The 18,890-nt window shown below is 37.4% G+C and carries 20 protein-coding genes; 19 read left to right on the forward strand and 1 reads right to left on the reverse strand.

The genetic code is table 11. The features are described 5' to 3' along the window. Positions 1 to 29 precede the first annotated feature (29 nt). Positions 30 to 962, reverse strand: coding sequence for a Na/Pi symporter (locus J2S74_RS08390; protein WP_307324189.1), 933 nt, complete (start codon positions 960 to 962; stop codon positions 30 to 32). 345 nt (positions 963 to 1,307) lie between these two features. On the opposite strand from J2S74_RS08390, the gene rpsU reads away from it, so the two are divergent. From rpsU to J2S74_RS08485, 19 genes are all read left to right on the forward strand, one after another. Then, positions 1,308 to 1,481 (forward strand): 30S ribosomal protein S21, encoded by a 174-nt coding sequence (gene rpsU, locus J2S74_RS08395; RefSeq protein WP_013488195.1) that lies wholly within the window; start codon positions 1,308 to 1,310, stop codon positions 1,479 to 1,481. Between the two features lie 17 nt (positions 1,482 to 1,498). Then, positions 1,499 to 1,942, forward strand: coding sequence for a GatB/YqeY domain-containing protein (locus J2S74_RS08400; RefSeq protein ID WP_307324199.1), 444 nt, complete (start codon positions 1,499 to 1,501; stop codon positions 1,940 to 1,942). 171 nt (positions 1,943 to 2,113) lie between these two features. Next, positions 2,114 to 3,442 (forward strand): NfeD family protein, encoded by a 1,329-nt coding sequence (locus J2S74_RS08405; RefSeq protein ID WP_307324201.1) that lies wholly within the window; start codon positions 2,114 to 2,116, stop codon positions 3,440 to 3,442. A 29-nt stretch (positions 3,443 to 3,471) separates the two neighbouring features. Next, the gene (floA, locus tag J2S74_RS08410; protein ID WP_307324202.1) at positions 3,472 to 4,467 is read left to right on the forward strand and encodes a flotillin-like protein FloA; all 996 of its coding nucleotides are present in this window, start codon (positions 3,472 to 3,474) and stop codon (positions 4,465 to 4,467) included. 64 nt (positions 4,468 to 4,531) lie between these two features. Next, on the forward strand, positions 4,532 to 5,047 hold the full coding sequence (locus tag J2S74_RS08415) for a YqfB family membrane protein (RefSeq protein ID WP_307324204.1): 516 nt from the start codon (positions 4,532 to 4,534) through the stop codon (positions 5,045 to 5,047). A 166-nt stretch (positions 5,048 to 5,213) separates the two neighbouring features. Further along, positions 5,214 to 5,510 (forward strand): sporulation protein YqfC, encoded by a 297-nt coding sequence (gene yqfC / locus J2S74_RS08420; RefSeq protein ID WP_307324207.1) that lies wholly within the window; start codon positions 5,214 to 5,216, stop codon positions 5,508 to 5,510. A 6-nt stretch (positions 5,511 to 5,516) separates the two neighbouring features. Then, positions 5,517 to 6,704 carry a sporulation protein YqfD gene (yqfD, locus tag J2S74_RS08425; protein WP_307324209.1) on the forward strand — a complete coding sequence of 396 codons (1,188 nt, stop codon included), beginning with the start codon at positions 5,517 to 5,519 and terminating at the stop codon, positions 6,702 to 6,704. A 5-nt stretch (positions 6,705 to 6,709) separates the two neighbouring features. After that, entirely contained in the window at positions 6,710 to 7,684 is a 975-nt protein-coding gene (locus J2S74_RS08430) for a PhoH family protein (protein WP_370875986.1), read from the forward strand. A gap of 41 nt (positions 7,685 to 7,725) precedes the next feature. Beyond that, on the forward strand, positions 7,726 to 10,026 hold the full coding sequence (locus J2S74_RS08435) for an HD family phosphohydrolase (RefSeq protein WP_307324210.1): 2,301 nt from the start codon (positions 7,726 to 7,728) through the stop codon (positions 10,024 to 10,026). 4 nt (positions 10,027 to 10,030) lie between these two features. After that, positions 10,031 to 10,498 carry an rRNA maturation RNase YbeY gene (ybeY, locus tag J2S74_RS08440; RefSeq protein WP_307324212.1) on the forward strand — a complete coding sequence of 156 codons (468 nt, stop codon included), beginning with the start codon at positions 10,031 to 10,033 and terminating at the stop codon, positions 10,496 to 10,498. Next, on the forward strand, positions 10,482 to 10,874 hold the full coding sequence (locus J2S74_RS08445) for a diacylglycerol kinase family protein (RefSeq protein ID WP_307324215.1): 393 nt from the start codon (positions 10,482 to 10,484) through the stop codon (positions 10,872 to 10,874). The genes ybeY and J2S74_RS08445 overlap by 17 nt, the downstream gene beginning before the upstream one ends. A 277-nt stretch (positions 10,875 to 11,151) precedes the next feature. Beyond that, complete coding sequence (locus J2S74_RS08450) at positions 11,152 to 11,553, forward strand: cytidine deaminase (RefSeq protein WP_307324217.1); 402 nt, start codon at positions 11,152 to 11,154, stop codon at positions 11,551 to 11,553. 7 nt (positions 11,554 to 11,560) lie between these two features. Then, the gene (era, locus tag J2S74_RS08455; RefSeq protein ID WP_307324220.1) at positions 11,561 to 12,457 is read left to right on the forward strand and encodes a GTPase Era; all 897 of its coding nucleotides are present in this window, start codon (positions 11,561 to 11,563) and stop codon (positions 12,455 to 12,457) included. 274 nt (positions 12,458 to 12,731) lie between these two features. Beyond that, a complete protein-coding gene (locus J2S74_RS08460; RefSeq protein WP_307324223.1) occupies positions 12,732 to 12,878 on the forward strand; it encodes a YqzL family protein in 147 nt (48 codons plus the stop codon). A gap of 31 nt (positions 12,879 to 12,909) precedes the next feature. Further along, positions 12,910 to 13,659, forward strand: coding sequence for a DNA repair protein RecO (gene recO, locus J2S74_RS08465; protein WP_307324226.1), 750 nt, complete (start codon positions 12,910 to 12,912; stop codon positions 13,657 to 13,659). Between the two features lie 392 nt (positions 13,660 to 14,051). Then, entirely contained in the window at positions 14,052 to 14,942 is an 891-nt protein-coding gene (gene glyQ / locus J2S74_RS08470; protein ID WP_307324229.1) for a glycine--tRNA ligase subunit alpha, read from the forward strand. After that, positions 14,935 to 17,028 carry a glycine--tRNA ligase subunit beta gene (gene glyS, locus J2S74_RS08475; RefSeq protein WP_307324231.1) on the forward strand — a complete coding sequence of 698 codons (2,094 nt, stop codon included), beginning with the start codon at positions 14,935 to 14,937 and terminating at the stop codon, positions 17,026 to 17,028. The genes glyQ and glyS overlap by 8 nt, the downstream gene beginning before the upstream one ends. Before the next feature lie 104 nt (positions 17,029 to 17,132). Next, the gene (gene ccpN, locus J2S74_RS08480) at positions 17,133 to 17,804 is read left to right on the forward strand and encodes a transcriptional regulator CcpN (protein WP_370875988.1); all 672 of its coding nucleotides are present in this window, start codon (positions 17,133 to 17,135) and stop codon (positions 17,802 to 17,804) included. A 25-nt stretch (positions 17,805 to 17,829) separates the two neighbouring features. Then, positions 17,830 to 18,645 carry a pyruvate, water dikinase regulatory protein gene (locus tag J2S74_RS08485; protein ID WP_307324234.1) on the forward strand — a complete coding sequence of 272 codons (816 nt, stop codon included), beginning with the start codon at positions 17,830 to 17,832 and terminating at the stop codon, positions 18,643 to 18,645. Positions 18,646 to 18,890 lie beyond the last annotated feature (245 nt).

Below are 18,890 nucleotides of genomic sequence, written 5' to 3' on the forward strand. Positions count from 1 at the left end.
TTTACGTATAAAAATTTAATGTGTTTTTCTTATTCAATAGGAGTCTTATGAACCCACTGAATAAATTTCGCAAAGTATTGAATAATTGGCAAAAATAATAAAGAACACACCACATTAAAAATAAGGGCTGCATGTGCCAACTGTTGAGAAGGGATAGACGATAGGGTCTCGATATAATAAGAAAAAAGCTGTACAAATGGGATAAAGAGTAGAATCCCAAAAACATTAACCCAAATATGCGCATAGGCAGTTAATTTTGATTCTTTACTCCCACCAATACTTGCTAACCACGCTGTTACACATGTTCCTAGATTAGCTCCTAGCATGATAGAGATTCCTGCAGGTAAGATGAGTAAGTTTTCATTCATGAAGCTCATGGCAATGGCTGTAACTGCCGAGCTAGATTGAATTAAGGCACTAATAATTATGCCTGCTGTAAGGGCTACGATATTATGTTCATTTGTCGAAAGAATCCAATCATATACTAATGTGAGGGAGGATAATGGGTACGTCAATGTTTCAAAACCATGCATGGCAATAATAATACTGCTGAAACCAAATAAGAAACAGCCAATACTAAACAGCAGATGACTTTTTGTCATAAGTAAAGGAACCCCAATTATTAGTAAAGGAAATATAAGCCATGTTAAATCAAATGCTAGGATTTCTAAAGTAGCAATGGTACCAATGTTTACTCCTAAAATGATACCAATGGAGTGTCGAAAACTAAGATAACCAGTTGCAACCAATCCTACAGTCATTACCATTACTGCAGAACTGCTTTGTAATAAAGCCGTAACTACTATCCCTATGGACAAGCTTTTTAATGGGTGGTCCACTGCCTTATGTAACCAATCCTTCATCCTATCCCCTTGTAAATGTAACAGCCCTTGACGCATAACTGTCATTCCAAATAAAAAAAGGGCAATATAAATGGCAAAAAGTGAAAGTATTTGATTCATGTCTTCAACTCCCCTCTAAATATATGTATGGGGGATAAGGGACAAGGATGACAAGCAATTCCACTTTCGTGTATTTTAAACGGAATATCTTCTTCATACCTTATAAAAAGTCAGGTGAGTGTGAAGAATTATTTCCACTTTTTTAATTGGCTTTTTTAAAGGGAATTTTTGATTTTTAAACAATGTTGATTGAAGCGAGCGCCTGAAGCAAAAATCAACATCGAAATCAAAATTTAACTGAGCTTTTTAATAAAAAGTTGACCCAAATTGCCTATTCGTATATAATCAACAAAGACATGCAATTTTGTGTGTCTTCGATTGGTTGTTTGGAGGGAGGGATATAGAATGGCAGAAACACGTGTACGTAAAAATGAATCCATAGATGCTGCTCTTCGTCGCTTCAAGAGAACCATGTCTAAAGAGGGCACGTTGGCAGAAGTACGAAAACGCAAGCATTATGAGAAACCGAGCATTAAGCGTAAGAAGAAGTCTGAAGCAGCTCGTAAGCGTAAGTTCTAAGGAGAGGGTGTATTTCCTTGAAGATTCTTGATCAGTTAAATCAAGATATGAAGGATGCGATGAAGAAAAAGGAAAAGGAACGTCTCAATGTCATTCGCTCAGTAAAGTCTTCTTTACAAAATGAAGCAATTAAACTGGGGAATGATCTTTCAGAAGATGATGTTCTAACTGTTCTAAATCGTGAAATGAAGCAACGTAAAGAATCCCTCCACGAATTTGAACAAGCCAATCGTGAAGACCTGGTTGAAAAAACGAAGTCAGAGATTGAATTCCTACAAGTATATATGCCATCACAACTATCTGTGGAAGAATTACAGCAAGTAGTTAATGAAACCATTTTAGAAGTTGGTGCAAAATCAAGAGCAGATATGGGGAAAGTGATGGGAGCCATCATGCCTAAAGTAAAAGGCCGAGCAGATGGTGGAAAAGTTAAACAACTTGTTCAAAATACGTTAGCTTAAGTAAAACGCCTTGTACGATGCAAGGCGTTTTTTAATTGTTAAAGTTTTCTTTGGATAAATTTATGATTATAATAAAATTAGAAACACTTTATTTGAAACTTTACTTTAGTTTATACGTATCTTAACTATGGTAATTTAGTTAGCCTTAAAAGAAAGGAGGAAACTACTAACATGAAGCGTATGAGAATTATCGCATTTACATTAATGATCCTCTTCGGCTTATCGCTTACATTAATACCTACTGCTGCGGATGAAGGGGGAGACGGTAAGCTTGTCTATTATATCCCTGTAGAACAAGCTGTAGAACGAGGTTTACTTGCCTTTTTACAACGTTCTGTTGATACAGCATTAGAGGAAGGGGCCGATCAAATTGTTTTCGAGGTAGATACCCCAGGTGGATTTGTGGATGCAGCAGGTCAAATTGCTAATCTTATAAAAGGAATCCCTATTCCAACGACAGCTTATGTTGTGGGAGAAGCTATGTCTGCTGGAGCTTTTATTTCTCTTAATGCAGATCAAATTGTCATGGTTCCAGGATCTGCAATGGGGGCAGCGCAGGTTATCGATGGTTCCGGTACGGCTGCTGATGATAAAGCTCACTCTGCTTGGTTAGCTACAATGAAAGAGGCAGCGGAGTTAAATGGAAGAGATCCTATTTATGCATTAGCGATGGCAGACCCGGAAATCGACTTACCAGAATACCGTGCACAAGAAGGCTATCTTCTTACTTTAACAGCAAGTGAAGCTTATGAAGTAGGATATGCTGAGGCAATAGCTAGGGATCGCTCAGAGCTATTGGAATTTCTTGGCTTAGAAAATGCTGAAGAACGGGAAATGGAAGTTAGTTTTGCAGAACAAATAGCACGATTTGTTACGCATCCTGTTGTTATCCCAATCTTACTATCAATTGGGAGTATGGGGCTTGTTTTAGAACTTTATTCACCAGGTTTTGGTATTCCAGGAATAATGGGGGCCACAGCACTATTTCTCTATTTTTTTGGACATATGGTTGCAGGCTTTGCTGGAATGGAAACATTTATTTTATTTGGTGTAGGAGTTATTCTGCTACTTATTGAAATATTAGTGCCTGGATTCGGGATATTTGGTATTATAGGTATTGGAGCGATAATTGGGAGTATGGTTTTGGCTTCCTATTCCACTGCTAATATTTTAATTTCTTTATTAATTGCAGCTGTTTTAACCATAATAATGTCTGTCCTTTTCTTTAAGTATGTTGGTTATCGTGGTCCATTAAAAAAAGTAATTTTAACCGATTCCATAAAGACAGAGGAAGGTTATGTATCCAATGTAACACGTCAAGATATGGTTGGGAAAGAAGGGGAAGCCCTTACAGTCCTTAGACCATCGGGAACCGCCATTTTTGGTAATGAACGACTTGACGTTGTTTCTGAAGGAGGCTATATTGGACAGGGTAGGAAAGTGAAAATCGTTGCAACCGCAGGTTCAAGAATTGTCGTTCGAGAAGTAAATGAAAACTAAAAGATGGAAAAGTTGAAGGAGGAAACATTATGCCAACAGAAATTATGCTCATTATTGTTTTAGGTTTAGTTGTGGTAGCTTTTGCTATACTATTTACATTTGTTCCAGTAATGCTTTGGATTTCCGCATGGGCAGCTGGAGTAAAAGTAGGTATCTTTACACTAGTAGGGATGAGACTACGTCGAGTTATACCACATCGTGTTATCAATCCATTAATTAAAGCAGTTAAAGCCGGATTAGAACTTAGCATAAATAAACTAGAGGGTCATTATCTTGCAGGTGGTAACGTAGACCGAGTTGTTAATGCGCTTATTGCTGCACAACGTGCAAATATTGAATTAACTTTTGAACGTGCGGCAGCAATCGATCTAGCCGGTCGTGACGTATTAGAAGCAGTACAAATGAGTGTTAATCCGAAAGTAATTGAAACACCGTTTATTGCCGGTGTTGCCATGGATGGAATTGAAGTAAAAGCGAAAGCACGAATCACAGTTCGTGCAAACATTGATAGACTCGTTGGGGGTGCTGGAGAAGATACAGTAATTGCCCGTGTAGGTGAAGGTATCGTATCTACTATCGGTTCTGCTAAAACACATAAAGAAGTTTTAGAAAATCCAGACATGATCTCACAAACTGTATTGAAAAAAGGTTTAGATTCAGGGACTGCTTTTGAAATCCTATCCATTGATATTGCTGACATTGATATTGGGAAAAACATTGGTGCCGGATTACAAACGGACCAAGCAGAAGCAGATAAGAAAATTGCCCAAGCCAAAGCGGAAGAGCGCCGTGCTATGGCCGTTGCTCGTGAGCAAGAGATGAAAGCAAAAGTAGAAGAAATGCGTGCGAAGGTAGTAGAAGCAGAAGCAGAAGTACCTTTAGCGATGGCAGAAGCTTTCCGCTCTGGGAACATGGGTGTTATGGATTACATGAATATGAAAAACGTAATGGCAGACACTGACATGCGTGAATCCATTGGAAAAGCTACCGACGACGGAAAAGACGACGAAAATCGTCGTAAGTAATAATATTTAAGAAGTTAACAAGGGGAATTCTCCCCTTGTCATTTAAGAAAGGAGCCGAATAAGTATGGGGTTAATTGAAGCATTATTAGGCAACCCGCTCCTTCTCTTTTTTGTCATCGCTGCGCTGTTAAGTTTATTTCGTAATGCTGGAGGGAACAACCAAGAAGAACAAAAGCGCTCTAGAAGACCTGCAAGCGGACGAAATACACAGGGACAGGACGAGGTAGATTGGCGTGAAATTTTCCAACAGGAGCAACAACCTGCAAAGCCTAGTCCTTTGGAAGAAACAAGAACAGCGTCGAGAGAGACAGTCGAGGAGACATATTCTATTCCTGAGAGTGTAGCTAAAGAACAGGATAAAGCGAACAGAGAACTTCAAGAGAGATATGAACAAGTACAACGACGAAAAAAATTAGCTATGGAAATGGCTGATAAACAGCAAGACTCACCTATTTACTCGAATGATATTTCTAATTCTAAAGTCCATTTAAACTTTAAAAAAATCTCACGAGAAGAAGCTATTAAAGGTATTATTTGGTCTGAAATATTAGGAAAACCAAAAGCAAGAAAGCTTAGATGATAAAAGATAAAATCACTTAAGGTATATTACCTTAAGTGATTTTTTTTATGGAGAAAAAAATATACCTATATAAAGTGGACGCTTCCGCTTTTCTTATAAAAATCGTTACTTTTAAGTGATAGGGATTGGAGATGTATCATACATATGATGTGAAAGGAGGTTCATCATGAAAAAAATAAAAAAACAACTGAGAAGATGGATGACAGAACAAATGGATCTCCCGGCAGATGTCATGATGGACTTACCGAGAGTTACCTTAATTGGCAACTTTCATATATACATTGAAAATCATAAAGGTGTAATCCGTTTTACAAAAACAGAATTGCGTCTCCGTTTGACAGAAGGTGAACTGCTGGTAATTGGTAATGATTTTGTTATAAAAAATATCTTACCGGAAGAGATGTTACTTGAAGGTGTTATTGAAGATATTCGTTTTCTAAAAGAGGGGAGCTCAGGTAGGTGATGATTAATGAAAAATCAGTGGGTGCATAAAGTATCGGGATATGTTCGTATTAAAATTACGGGACCATATCCAGAATTGTTTATTAATCGATGTATAGATAATAAAATGTACATTTGGGACATTCATCATCCAGGAAAAGAAGTACTTATTTGTTCCGTATTATTGGACGAGGTTTCCCATTTACGTAAATTAGCACGTGCTTCAGATTGTAAAATTTCCTTTATAGACCGAAGGGGAATGCCGTTTTTTATGCAAAAATTATGGCGAAGAAACGGTCTGTTGTTTGGGGCATTTGCTTTTGTTGTCTCCATTTTTATATTATCAAATATGGTATGGGGAGTTCAGATTGAAGGAGCATCACCTAAAGTGGAACACGAACTTAGACAGGCAGTTATGGAGTTAGGAGTAAAAACAGGTGCATTTCAATTTACCCTGCCCCCTCCTGAGGAAATACAAACTATAATAACAGAAGAAATAAGTGACGCTACATGGATAGGTGTGACAAGAAAAGGTACAACCTATCATTTTCAAGTGGTTGAAAAGGAAATAGCAGAACGGGAACCTAGGGAAGCGCCTGGGCACCTTGTAGCTTCAAGAGATGCTGTTATATACGACTTATTTGTTGAAGAGGGACTACCTATGGTGGAAATCAATCAAGTGGTTGAAAAGGGAGATCTCCTTGTTTCAGGTTTAATTGGAGAAGAAGGAGAAGAAAGGAGAGTTCCGGCTAGAGGGACAATTTTTGGTGAAATTTGGTTTCAAGGGAAAGTGGAAATACCGTTATCAAGAACACTTTATGCTGTCACCGGTGACAAATACAGAACACATAAATTATATATTGGAAATGTAGGTATCCCAATTTGGGGGTGGAATCCTCCTGAATATGCACATGCTATAGAGGAGGAGTATGAAAGTTCTTGGAATATTTTTAATATGGAGCTGCCTTTTCAATACGGCTATAAGGAAGTATTAGAAGCTACCGAAGTTGAAGTGGAACATGCGGTAGAACAAGCAGTTACTCTTGCTGTGGATGAGGGAAAAGAAGAATTACTATCTCAATTTAGTGAAGACGCAGAAATAATTGGCGAAAAAGTTTTGCACCAAGAAGTAGAGGATGGTAAAGTTAAAGTAATCATTCACTATCGAATTGTAGATGATATTGCAATGAAACAACCAATTATTCAAGGAGACTGAGACGATTGGCAGATATGAAACAGACGATACAACTTCCAATTCAGAATGCAAATGAAGTACAAGCCCTTTTTGGCCCAAATGACCGCCATTTAAAGCGGCTAGAGGAAGCTTTTGAAACACAAATTTTAACTAGGGGAGAAGAGGTAACTATAGTTGGCACGGATAACGATTTCCAAAAAATTGAGGAAATCCTTATCATGCTTCTTCAACTTATTCGTAAAGGGACTACTATTCAAGAAAGGGATGTAGTTTATGCTGCTCAATTGGCAAAGCGGGATATGCTGCATCAACTTCCTGAACTGTTTGAGGATAGAATTACCCTAAGCGCAAAAGGAAAACCTATTTTAGCTAAGACACTGGGGCAGAGACATTATGTTTCAGCTATTAGAAAACACGATATTGTCTTTGGTATTGGGCCTGCTGGTACGGGTAAAACATATTTAGCGGTTGTTATGGCTGTACATGCTTTAAAGGAAGGACATATTAAGCGAATCATTTTAACAAGGCCTGCAGTAGAAGCAGGGGAAAGCTTAGGTTTTTTACCAGGAGATTTAAAAGAAAAGGTTGATCCATATTTAAGACCATTATACGATGCTCTTCATGACGTCCTTGGTTTTGAACAAACAGAGCGTTTAATGGAAAGGGGAACTATTGAAGTTGCTCCATTAGCTTATATGCGTGGACGAACCTTAGATGATTCCTTTGTCATTTTAGATGAAGCGCAAAATACAACCCCGGAACAAATAAAAATGTTTTTAACAAGACTTGGCTTTGGATCAAAGATGGTTGTAACAGGTGATGTTACCCAAATTGATTTACCAAGAGGGAAAATGTCAGGGTTAAAGGAAGCCTTAAAAATACTAAGTAATGTTGAGGGAATTTCTTTTATCCATTTGGAATCAGCAGATGTAGTAAGACACACACTGGTAAAGCGAATAATCGATGCCTATGATCGTGTGGAGCCTAAAAAAGATAAATAAAATATGAAAGGCTCATTAAGACCCTTTATGAGGTGAAGGACATGGGGAAACGAACGTCTATTGACCACCAAAAATGGTGGCAGAGCATAAAAGATCATAAGTATATCCGTTTTGCCCTATTTATCTTAATAGGGATTATTACTTATTCCTTAATGGTGACAAATATTATTCCTGAAACATTAGAAGTTAGTCAGGGAACAGTATCCGATCAGGATATTCGCTCGCCCATAACAATTGAGAATAAAAATGAAACGGAACGTTTAAGACAGCAGGCATACGAATCTGTGGAGTCCATTTACTCTACAAAAAACCATTATGCACAGAACCAGGTTGAACGTATCAATTATATATTTGATACCATTATTCACGTTCGAAAAGAAGCTCAAGAACGCAGGGAAGAAATTAAACAAATGGAAGCAGCCCTAGAAAATGAAGAGGGGAAGGAGAATGACCAAGCAGAAGAAGAGCCTATAGAAATTCCGGAAGAGATTACCATCCAACAACAAGTGGAAATGGTAAAGGAAATTATATCTGAACAAATAACGGATGAGATATCCAATGACACGCTACAAACTTTGTTAGAGTCCTCAGAAGATGATCTTGTATTGGCAAAGGAAACGACCACAAGCGCTATTAACGATGTTATGAGTGAAGATATTCACCAAGACGAAGTGGAAGAAGCCAGAAACAGTGCTGAACGAAAAGTGATCAATTCAACTGTTGATCCTGGATTATATCGTTCTATGATTGAGTTAGCTAGATTTGGGATTACTGCAAATTATCTATTTGACGAAGCAGCTACTGAACAGGCTCGAGGAGAAGCAATGGAAGCAGTTGACCCAATAATCGTTCGTGAAGGTCAGTTGCTTGTTGAGGAAGGCCAAATAATTACTTCTGAAATCTATAGTCAACTGGCACTAGTAGGTTTGTTAGATGATCATTCCAATGCCTTTCCATATATAGGATTAGGTATTCTTGTTATTTTATTAATAGGAATGCTTGCTTATTATTTAGGAGATGCAAAGACATCTCTTCAGAAGAATAATACTCATCTTCTAATGTTTACAATTATCTACTCCTTAACTTTGCTTATTATGAAGTTAGTTAGTTTAACTTATATGATAGAGGTTACTGGTATAACATACATGGTACCAGTCGCCATGGGTACGATGCTGATTACTATACTCCTTCATTCTAGAGTTGCTTTGTTTACTAGTATGGTTTTTGCTATAGTAGCCAGTGTAATTTTTAATGAGCAATCTACTGGAATTGTTGATTATACACATGGAATTTATGTTTTCTTTAGTTCAGTAGCTGGTGTCTTTTTCTTAAGTAAATCTAATAGAGTTATAAGGATTCTCCAAGCTGGTTTGTTTGTAGGTGGATTAAATGTACTGGTTATTGCATCATTCTTATTGCTAAAAAGCGGGCAATACGGGTGGATGGAGATTGGATTGAATTTAGGTTTTGCCGCATTGTCTGGTTTTGTTGCAGCAGTTTTAACCCTTGGTTTGTTGCCATTTTTGGAAGCGGGCTTTGGAGTATTGTCTGCTACAAAGCTGATAGAACTTTCTAGTCCAAACCACCCTTTATTGAGAAAAATATTATTGGAAGCACCAGGAACTTATCACCACAGTGTTTTCGTTGCTAATCTTGCTGAAGGAGCCTGTGAGTCAGTGGGTGCTAACGGACTATTAGCAAGGGTTGGCGCCTATTATCATGATTTGGGGAAGACGAAACGACCGCACTTTTTTATTGAAAATCAAATGAAAATCGATAACCCGCATGATAAGATTTCTCCACAATTAAGTAAAACGATCATTATCGCCCACCCTTATGACGGTGCGGACTTATTGAGAGAATACAGATTACCGAAAGAAATTATTGGAATTGCTGAACAGCATCATGGAACTACACTATTAAAATATTTTTATCATAAAGCAAATCAGGAATCGGATAAATCTATTCCTGAGGAAGAATTCAGGTACCCAGGACCAAAAGCACAAACAAAGGAAGCGGCTATAGTAGGAATTGCAGATTGTGTAGAAGCAGCAGTACGTTCCATGAATAAACCAACTCCTGCCAAAATAGAAACTTTAGTTAAAAAGATTATTAATGACAGATTAGAAGATGGTCAGTTTGATGAATGCGACATTACATTAAAGGAATTAAGTATAGTGGCGAAATCTATTTGTGAAACACTACAAGGCACTTTCCATACTAGAATCGAATACCCTGAAGAAGTTGCAGAAAAAGCGAAAGAAAAAGATAATAATAAAGAAATAGAAAGACGTAAAGACGAGCAAGATAAGAACGGAGGAAACGAGAAAGAGGGTGATTAAGTTTATGGAATATAAACAAGTGGGGCTAATAGATGAAACGGGTGAATTACCAGATGACTTGTTAAACCTTGTTGGTGATGTAATTGAAACAGCAATTGAGTATGAAAATATAGAAGAAAATGTAGAAGTTGCCATTACCTTTGTTAACGATGAGCGAATTCAAGAATTGAATCGTGAATATAGGGGGAAGGATCAACCTACAGATGTATTGTCCTTTGCGTTGAATGATGGGGAGGATACCCTCTTGACCGACGAAGATGTTCCTGAACTCCTTGGTGATATAATTGTTTCGGTTCCACGGGCTATTATCCAAGCAGAGGAATATGGGCATGATTTAAAACGGGAACTTTGTTTTCTTGCGGTCCATGGCTTCCTGCATTTATTAGGGTATGACCATGATTCCGTAGAAAATGAAAAAATAATGTTTAGTAAGCAAGAGGGTATATTAAATAAACATGGTCTCAAGAAATAATCGACCATTTATATCGTGGAGCCGGTTAAAGAAGAGTTTTGTTTATGCGTCAACCGGTATTATACACACTTGGAAGCATGAACAAAATTTTAGAATTCATTCCATGTTGATTGTATTGGTACTTATTCTGGCACAATTATTAAATGTTCCACTGTATGAACAAGCACTTCTCATTATTGTTATTGGTGGAGTATTGGCATTGGAGCTAATAAACACTGCAGTGGAGCATTGTGTTGATCTAATTGTTGAAACTTATGATGTAAGGGCAAAAATAATTAAAGACGCTGCGGCTGGGGCAGTGTTTGTATTTTCTTTAACAGCTGTGATTGTAGGTGCAATGATTTTTATCCCGAAGATACTTGCACTTTTTTTATAGCCGTTTTTTAAAAGATTGTAGCTTTTAAATAAAATAGAATAAAAATACTGCTCGAATCCGATACAGGCGGACCAATTACGCCTAAAGACAGCCCGCGTCCTGGGATCCCTCGCGGGCAATGCTTCAGACTCCTCGTTCGCAAAACCGGCCTCTGTGGGGTCTTCAGCTATTGTTTTTCCCACTGGAGTCGCCGCCTTTCACTACTTCGAGTTGTGGAAATACAACGTTTATATGAAAAGAGCCTTTTAATAAAACTAAAAAAGTTAAGGTGATATATATGGTTGATAAGGAACAGTTAATTATAGAAGCGAAAAAAGCTAGGGAGAAAGCATATGTACCTTATTCTAAATTCAAGGTAGGTGCTGCATTATTATCTGAAGATGGTACCATATATCACGGATGCAATATTGAAAATGCAGCCTATAGTATGTGTAATTGTGCTGAAAGAACGGCAATCTTTAAAGCAGTGTCAGAAGGAGTTCGATCTTTTAAAGCTTTGGCAGTTGTTGCTGATACGGAGGGGCCTGTTTCACCTTGTGGTGCCTGCAGACAAGTCATTTCAGAATTATTACAAAAAGATACTTCCGTTTATCTCACTAATTTACAAGGTGATGTTGCGGAATGGACAGTAGAGGACCTTTTACCAGGTGCCTTTTCTCCAAAAGATTTAGAAGGGTGAGTGCAGCATGAAAAAATCAGGATTTGTTGCTTTAATTGGACGTCCAAACGTGGGGAAGTCCACATTGTTGAACGAGGTTCTTGGTCAAAAGGTTGCTATCATGAGTGATAAAGCACAAACAACACGTAATAGAATTCAAGGAGTTTATACTGAAGAGCGGGGACAAATCGTCTTTATTGATACTCCGGGAATACATAAACCGAAACATCGCCTTGGGGATTTTATGATGAAAATTGCGCAAACGACGTTAGGAGAGGTAGATGTCGTTCTTTTTTTAGTGGATGCAAAGGAAGGAAAAGGGCGCGGGGATTTATTTATAATGGACAGGCTAAAAAATGTAAACACGCCGGTGTTTTTAGTAGTAAATAAAATTGATGAAGTTCATCCTGACGACTTGTTTCTCCTCATTGATGAGTACCGCAAGGAATTTGATTTTACAGAAGTAATTCCAGTGTCAGCGTTATACGGTAACAACACTAATACACTTTTGGATCAAGTATTTCATTATCTTGAGGAGGGACCACAATACTATCCAGAGGATCAAGTGACGGATCATCCGGAGCGCTTTTTAATGTCTGAAATGATCCGTGAAAAAGTTCTACACCTTACACACGAAGAAGTTCCCCATTCCATTGCTGTAGAAATTGAACAAATTAATCGCAGGGAAAATAATCGTGCTATTCATGTTGGTGCGGTAATCGTTGTAGAAAGAAGCTCACAAAAAGGGATTATTATTGGAAAACAAGGAAAAATGCTAAAAGAAATTGGACAAAAGGCCCGTGAAGATATTGAGGCCCTATTAGGCTCTAAAGTATTTTTAGAGCTTTGGGTTAGAGTGGAGAAGGATTGGCGTAATAAAGGTAAGTATTTAAAGGACTTCGGTTACACAACGGAGGAGTATTAAGGTCTTTTGCTAATACTGCAAATAATAATGGAGTCGCCTCCTTTTCTTCTGTTGAACGCCTGATGTATGTTACAGTAGTGTTAAAAATTTTAAATATTTAGATAAGTACAAGGGGACCTATTGAAAAATATTGTCAAAAGGTCTATTATAGCCTTACAAAGGTGGAAGGAAGTTAATTGTCAATATTTCCATATCATGAAACGGGTAATAGAGGTCAAGATAATAATATGTATGGAGGTAATTTATTACTCTTTGCTGAAAGGTGGAAATACTCATGATGGACTTAACTTGGAAGGTCTTCTCAATGACAGGCAACATCGATTCATATTTATTGTACAAGGAATTTGAACGAGATGGCTCTTTTGCAGACGAGAAGGAAGAGGAGTTAGAGTCAGAAGAGTTTAATCCTCCAACACATTAACCTCTATCCGCCAAATTTGGTGGTGAATAATTTGCTTCACAAAGTTGAAGGATTAGTCATTCGAACGAATGATTACGGAGAAACAAACAAAATAATTACGATCTTTACAAGGGAAAATGGTAAAGTAGCAGTAATGGCACGGGGGGCAAAGCGACCGAAAAGTCGTTTTGCATCCAGTGCCCAACTTTTTATGTACGGTATTTTTGTATATCAACGCTCGACAGGGGTTGGAACTCTCAATTCTGCTGATGTAGTGGATTCCTTTCGCGAAATTAGAAGTGACTTAAAGCTAACAGCATATGGGGCATACATTGTAGAATTAGTAGATAAATTAACAGAAGACAATACCCGGAACCCTTTTTTATTTGAACTTGTTTATCAGACAATAGTTCATTTAAATGAAGGGATTGACCCTGACATTATTACAAGGATTTTTGAGACTAAAATGTTGGAAGTGGCAGGTGTTACCCCTGCATTGGATCGATGCTCTTTGTGCGGTAATCCTGAAAGTCATTTTGTTTTTTCCATGAGGCATTCTGGTGTACTCTGTTCTAGATGTAAGTTTGAAGATCCCTACTCTATTTCCATACATCGAGCAGTAATTAAATTACTGCGATTGTTTCAACACTTAGATTTAAAAAGAATCGGCACTATAAATGTTAAACAAGAAACGAAGGATCAATTAAAAGAAATACTTGCCCATTACTATGATGAATTTGTAGGAGTTCGTCTAAAATCAAAACGGTTTTTAGATCAAATTGACAAATTGTATCGAGAATAAGTTGACAGGAAGTTTTTTTTTCAGTAAGATTTGAATAAATTATATATCGGTGCAAGGATAGAAAGGAGTACTTACTCCCTCTGTATAATGTTATAAAGCGAACCTAGGATGGTGGAAGCTAGGGATACAGACAGTAAGGAAGGCGTTCTGGAGCACACTATGGAAAGAGGCTTCAAGTTCTTTAATTTCTAGCTTGAAGCAAATAGGGTGGAACCGCGGGTAACTCTCGTCCCTATGTCAATAAGACATAGTGCGAGAGTTTTTTTGTTTATAAAAAAATGTTTTCTAAAAAAAGAGTTGTTTATAAAAAAGCAATAAAGTTTAAGAAAACAGCCTACAAAAAACGTCACTTTTATTTTTCTTAAAAAACCGATAAAGATGGAGGGAAAGTCATGAATGTTCAAGATATGATCTTGACGTTACAAAAATTTTGGTCAAAACAAAATTGTTTAATTTTACAGGCTTATGATGTGGAAAAAGGAGCAGGAACAATGAATCCTATGACTTTTTTACGGAGCATTGGACCTGAGCCATGGAATGTGGCCTATGTTGAACCGTCAAGGCGTCCCGCAGATGGTCGTTACGGTGAGAACCCAAACCGTTTATATCAACATCATCAGTTTCAAGTGATTATGAAACCCTCACCAGACAATATTCAAGAGCTGTATTTGAATAGTTTGCGTGAGTTAGGTATTAACCCTGAAGAGCATGATATCCGCTTTGTTGAAGACAACTGGGAAGCTCCAACTTTGGCTGCCTGGGGCTTAGGTTGGGAGGTATGGCTGGATGGAATGGAAATAACTCAATTTACTTATTTTCAACAAGTAGGGGGATTAGATGCCAGTCCAGTTGCAGTAGAAATTACTTACGGTATAGAGCGATTAGCCTCTTATATTCAGAATAAAGAAAATGTATTTGATTTAGAATGGGTTAACGGTTTTACATATGGCGATGTATTTCTACAAAATGAATATGAGCAGTCCAAGTACTCTTTTGAAATCGCAGATAGTAATATGCTGTTTAACCTTTTTTCTACTTATGAACGGGAGGCTAAACGAACATTGGAAGCAAACTTAGTAATTCCAGCTTACGATTACGTTTTAAAGTGCTCTCACGTATTTAATCTACTAGACGCACAGGGGGCAATTTCCGTAACAGAAAGAACTGGTTATATTGGGAGGGTTCGCCAATTAGCAAGGGAGTGTGCGAAGCATTATTACGAAATTAGGGAGAGTTTAGGTTTTCCTATGTTAAAAAAGGAAGGGAATGATACTCATGAGTAAGGGAACATTTTTATTGGAAATAGGACTAGAAGAAATGCCTGCTAGATTTGTTACCAACTCCATGGATCAATTAGCTGATAATGTAGAGGATTGGCTAAAAAATCATCGTCTATCCTTTGATAACATAAAAAAATATTCAACCCCAAGGCGTTTAGCTATTGTCATTGAGGGACTGGATGATAAACAAGCAGATATGGAAGAGGAAGCTAAGGGACCTTCAAAAAAAATCGCCATTGATTCAGAAGGAAATTGGACAAAGGCTGCCCAAGGTTTTTCCAGAGGGCAAGGAGTATCAGTAGAAGAATTGTATTTCAAGGAATTAAAAGGGGAAGAGTACGTCTTTGCTAAAAAGTTTACGGAAGGGCAATCAACCGATGTTCTTTTAAAAGGATTGAAAGACGTTATTCTTAGTATGCAATTTCCTAAAAATATGAAGTGGGGATCACATAACTTGAAATATGTTCGCCCTATAAAGTGGTTAGTGGCCCTTTTTGATAGTAAAGTAATTCCATTTGGTATTGCAGATGTCCATACAAATAATACAACATTAGGTCATCGTTTCTTGGGTGGTTTTGCCACATTGATGAAGGCAGATGATTATATCAATGTACTAATGGGTGAGCATGTTATTGTGGATCCAGTTGAACGTAAACTGGCTATTCGTCAGCAAATCACCGAATTATCCGCTGTTGAGGGCTGGAATATTCCTATTGATGAAGACTTATTAGAAGAAGTAAATAATCTTGTGGAATATCCAACCGTGCTTTATGGAAGCTTTGATGAGAGGTATTTAAATATTCCAGAAGAAGTTTTAATAACCTCCATGCGGGAGCATCAACGATATTTCCCAGTTAAGGATGGAGATGGGAAGTTATTGCCTTATTTTGTGACCGTGAGAAACGGTGATCACCGACATTTAGATAATGTTCGAAAGGGAAATGAAAAAGTATTAAGGGCTAGACTGGCTGATGCGGAATTTTTCTATCAAGAGGATTTAAAGAAGCCGTTAGAAGAGGGGTTAAAAAGGCTTGAATCTATAGTCTACCATGTGGAATTAGGTTCAATTGGTGATAAAGTGCGACGAATTAAGGAGTTAGCCCTAACCCTCGGAAAAGATTTAGATATGACAGGGGAACGTCTAGCAAAAGTGGAGCGAGCTGCTTTATTAAGTAAAGCAGACCTTGTTACACATATGGTAGGAGAATTTCCAGAGTTAGAAGGAAGAATGGGAGAAGAATATGCACTGAAATCTGGAGAAGATGAGGAAGTGGCAAAAGGAATTTACGAGCATTATCTTCCAAAACAAGCAGGTGATGAGCCTCCTGCAACAGATATTGGAGCGATTGTTAGTGTATCAGATAAATTAGACACTGTCGTTACAAGTTTTGGAATTGGATTAATACCAACCGGTTCGCAGGACCCACATGGGTTAAGAAGACAAACAGCAGGGATTGTACAAATCTTTTTAACACATGGCTGGGACTTAGACCTTATTCAGGTCCTTACAGAAGGAATTGATGTTGCCGAAAAGCGGGGATTATTAAAACGAGATAAGGAATCGGTAAAGGAAGATTTAGTGGAGTTCCTTAAACTGCGAGTGAAGAACCTGCTTCAAGAGCAAGGAGTACGCTATGATGTTGTAGATGCAGTTTTGAAAACGGACCTTGGGCAAATTAAAACATTGGTGAACAAAGCTCATTTTCTTCAAGATCAATTGGTTAATCCAGAATTTAAACAAGTGGTGGAAGCATTTAGCCGTGTTACTAATATTTCCAAAAAAGCTACTGATGTTAGAGTAGACTTTGACTCAAATTTATTAGAGGGTGAGGCGGAGAAGGAGCTGTACAATTCTGTACAGGAAGTCCAAGCTAAGGTTCGTGACTATTTGAAAACAGGGAAAATATCTTTTGCCTATGAAGAGCTTAAAGGGTTAGTACCAAAAATACATGATTACTTTGACAATACAATGGTTATGGCAGAGGATACTACATTAAGAAATAATCGCCTTAAGCAAATGCAAGAGACCTCGAAAATTATTACAACATTTGCTGACTTTCAATCAATTGTGTTTCATTCTGAAGAATAATTAAGGCTGTTTTCGTAAACTTGAATTGTTTGGAGAAAACAACCATAATTCAAAATAGATACTTAATCTAAACTATTTTTCAGTTATAATGAAAGATAAAGGAAATGTTTGCCTGTGAGCAGAGGGCGGTGAGGACGATCGAATTAAATCAACGACAAGAGCTTATTTTGCAAATCGTTAAAGATAGTGGGCCAATTACCGGAGAACAGATTGCCGATAAGCTATCTTTAACTAGGGCCACCTTGCGTCCGGATTTAGCCATTTTAACTATGGCTGGCTTTTTGGATGCTAGACCAAGGGTAGGGTATTTCTATACAGGTAAAACTGGTTCTCAATTATTTACAGAGCGTTTAAAGAAATTGTTTGTCAAGGATTTTCAATCTATTCCAGTAGTGGTAAATGAGTCAGCATCCGTATATGACGCTATAGTAACAATGTTTTTGGAAGACGTAGGTACTCTTTTTGTTGTGGATAAAGATTCCCATCTTATAGGAGTTTTATCAAGGAAAGACCTGTTAAGGGCAAGTATGGGGAAACAAGATTTAGAAACAATTCCAGTAAATATTATCATGACAAGAATGCCCAACATTACAACATGTAAACCAGATGATTTATTAATTGATGTGGCCAATACACTAATTAACAAACAGATCGATGCATTACCGGTTGTATTGAAGATTGCTGATGAAAGTAATGAAAAGTATGAGGTAATCGGAAGAATTACTAAAACGAATATTACAAAAGCATTTGTGCATATTGCGAATGAAATGCATTGAGCTTAGAGGAGGTGACAACTGCTCTATGGATAAACAACCGATAGTATATGTTGTATCCGATTCAGTAGGAGAAACTGCCGAATTAGTAGTAAAAGCAGCAGCTAGTCAATTTAATGGTTCAGCAATAGAAATACAACGGGTTCCCTACGTGGAAGATAAAATGACTATTGATGAGGTGATAGCACAGGCGAAAGAGACGAATGGAATAATTGCTTTCACCTTAGTTGTACCGGCTATCCGAAAATACTTAGAAGAGGAAGCTGTTAAAGAAGATATACCGTTGTACGATATTTTAAGTCCGATGATGAAAATGCTACAATCCCGATTTAATAAAACACCACGAAACGAGCCTGGCTTAATGCATACATTAGATGAAGATTATTTCCGTAAAGTAGAAGCCATAGAATTTGCAGTCAAATATGATGACGGCAGGGACCCGCGTGGGGTACTTAGAGCCGATGTGGTACTAATAGGTGTTTCAAGAACATCTAAAACCCCTCTGTCTCAATATTTAGCACATAAACGATTAAAAGTGGCCAATATTCCTTTGGTTCCGGAAGTAGACCCGCCAAAAGAGTTGTTCGAAATTCCCAGCCGTAAAGTGATCGGCTTAACTATTAGTCCAGAAAAACTTAACAGTATTCGTACAGAACGTTTAAAGGCTTTGGGGTTAAAAGAAGAAGCCAATTACGCAAATGTAAAACGAATACAGGAAGAACTAAACTATTCTAATAAAATTATGGAGAAAATCGGTTGTGAAGTGATTGATGTATCTCACAAAGCAGTTGAAGAGACAGCAAATATGATATACCATATGTTCCAAAAAAACAAAGAAAGATAAGCTAAAGGGTGTTTCAAAAGGTACGGTTTTAACCTTTTGAGGCACCCTTTTTTAACAAAATAGTAACAAAAATCAGTTATTTAAAAAACTTTTTTGAATAACCTATATTAAAATTATAGCAATACGGAAAATTTTCCTTTATAATGAAATATTGTGATTTCATATTATTTTTTATGAAAAATGGGCATAAACAATAAAAGAACAAATAAATTGTAAAAGTCAAGACTTTTTATTATTTTTTTGGT

Source organism: Evansella vedderi (assembly GCF_030813435.1).
Classification (GTDB): Bacteria; Bacillota; Bacilli; order Bacillales; family Salisediminibacteriaceae; genus Evansella; species Evansella vedderi.

Coding starts and splice junctions, on each gene's coding strand:
- ccpN (WP_370875988.1), top strand. CDS start 17,133: ATGTTTGCCTGTGAGCAGAGGGCGGTGAGGACGATCGAATTAAATCAA.
- J2S74_RS08460 (WP_307324223.1), top strand. CDS start 12,732: ATGATGGACTTAACTTGGAAGGTCTTCTCAATGACAGGCAACATCGAT.
- glyS (WP_307324231.1), top strand. CDS start 14,935: ATGAGTAAGGGAACATTTTTATTGGAAATAGGACTAGAAGAAATGCCT.
- J2S74_RS08390 (WP_307324189.1), bottom strand. CDS start 962: ATGAATCAAATACTTTCACTTTTTGCCATTTATATTGCCCTTTTTTTA.
- glyQ (WP_307324229.1), top strand. CDS start 14,052: ATGAATGTTCAAGATATGATCTTGACGTTACAAAAATTTTGGTCAAAA.
- yqfC (WP_307324207.1), top strand. CDS start 5,214: ATGAAAAAAATAAAAAAACAACTGAGAAGATGGATGACAGAACAAATG.
- floA (WP_307324202.1), top strand. CDS start 3,472: ATGCCAACAGAAATTATGCTCATTATTGTTTTAGGTTTAGTTGTGGTA.
- J2S74_RS08485 (WP_307324234.1), top strand. CDS start 17,830: ATGGATAAACAACCGATAGTATATGTTGTATCCGATTCAGTAGGAGAA.
- rpsU (WP_013488195.1), top strand. CDS start 1,308: ATGGCAGAAACACGTGTACGTAAAAATGAATCCATAGATGCTGCTCTT.
- J2S74_RS08435 (WP_307324210.1), top strand. CDS start 7,726: ATGGGGAAACGAACGTCTATTGACCACCAAAAATGGTGGCAGAGCATA.
- J2S74_RS08445 (WP_307324215.1), top strand. CDS start 10,482: ATGGTCTCAAGAAATAATCGACCATTTATATCGTGGAGCCGGTTAAAG.
- era (WP_307324220.1), top strand. CDS start 11,561: ATGAAAAAATCAGGATTTGTTGCTTTAATTGGACGTCCAAACGTGGGG.
- yqfD (WP_307324209.1), top strand. CDS start 5,517: ATGAAAAATCAGTGGGTGCATAAAGTATCGGGATATGTTCGTATTAAA.
- J2S74_RS08450 (WP_307324217.1), top strand. CDS start 11,152: ATGGTTGATAAGGAACAGTTAATTATAGAAGCGAAAAAAGCTAGGGAG.
- J2S74_RS08415 (WP_307324204.1), top strand. CDS start 4,532: ATGGGGTTAATTGAAGCATTATTAGGCAACCCGCTCCTTCTCTTTTTT.
- ybeY (WP_307324212.1), top strand. CDS start 10,031: ATGGAATATAAACAAGTGGGGCTAATAGATGAAACGGGTGAATTACCA.
- J2S74_RS08405 (WP_307324201.1), top strand. CDS start 2,114: ATGAAGCGTATGAGAATTATCGCATTTACATTAATGATCCTCTTCGGC.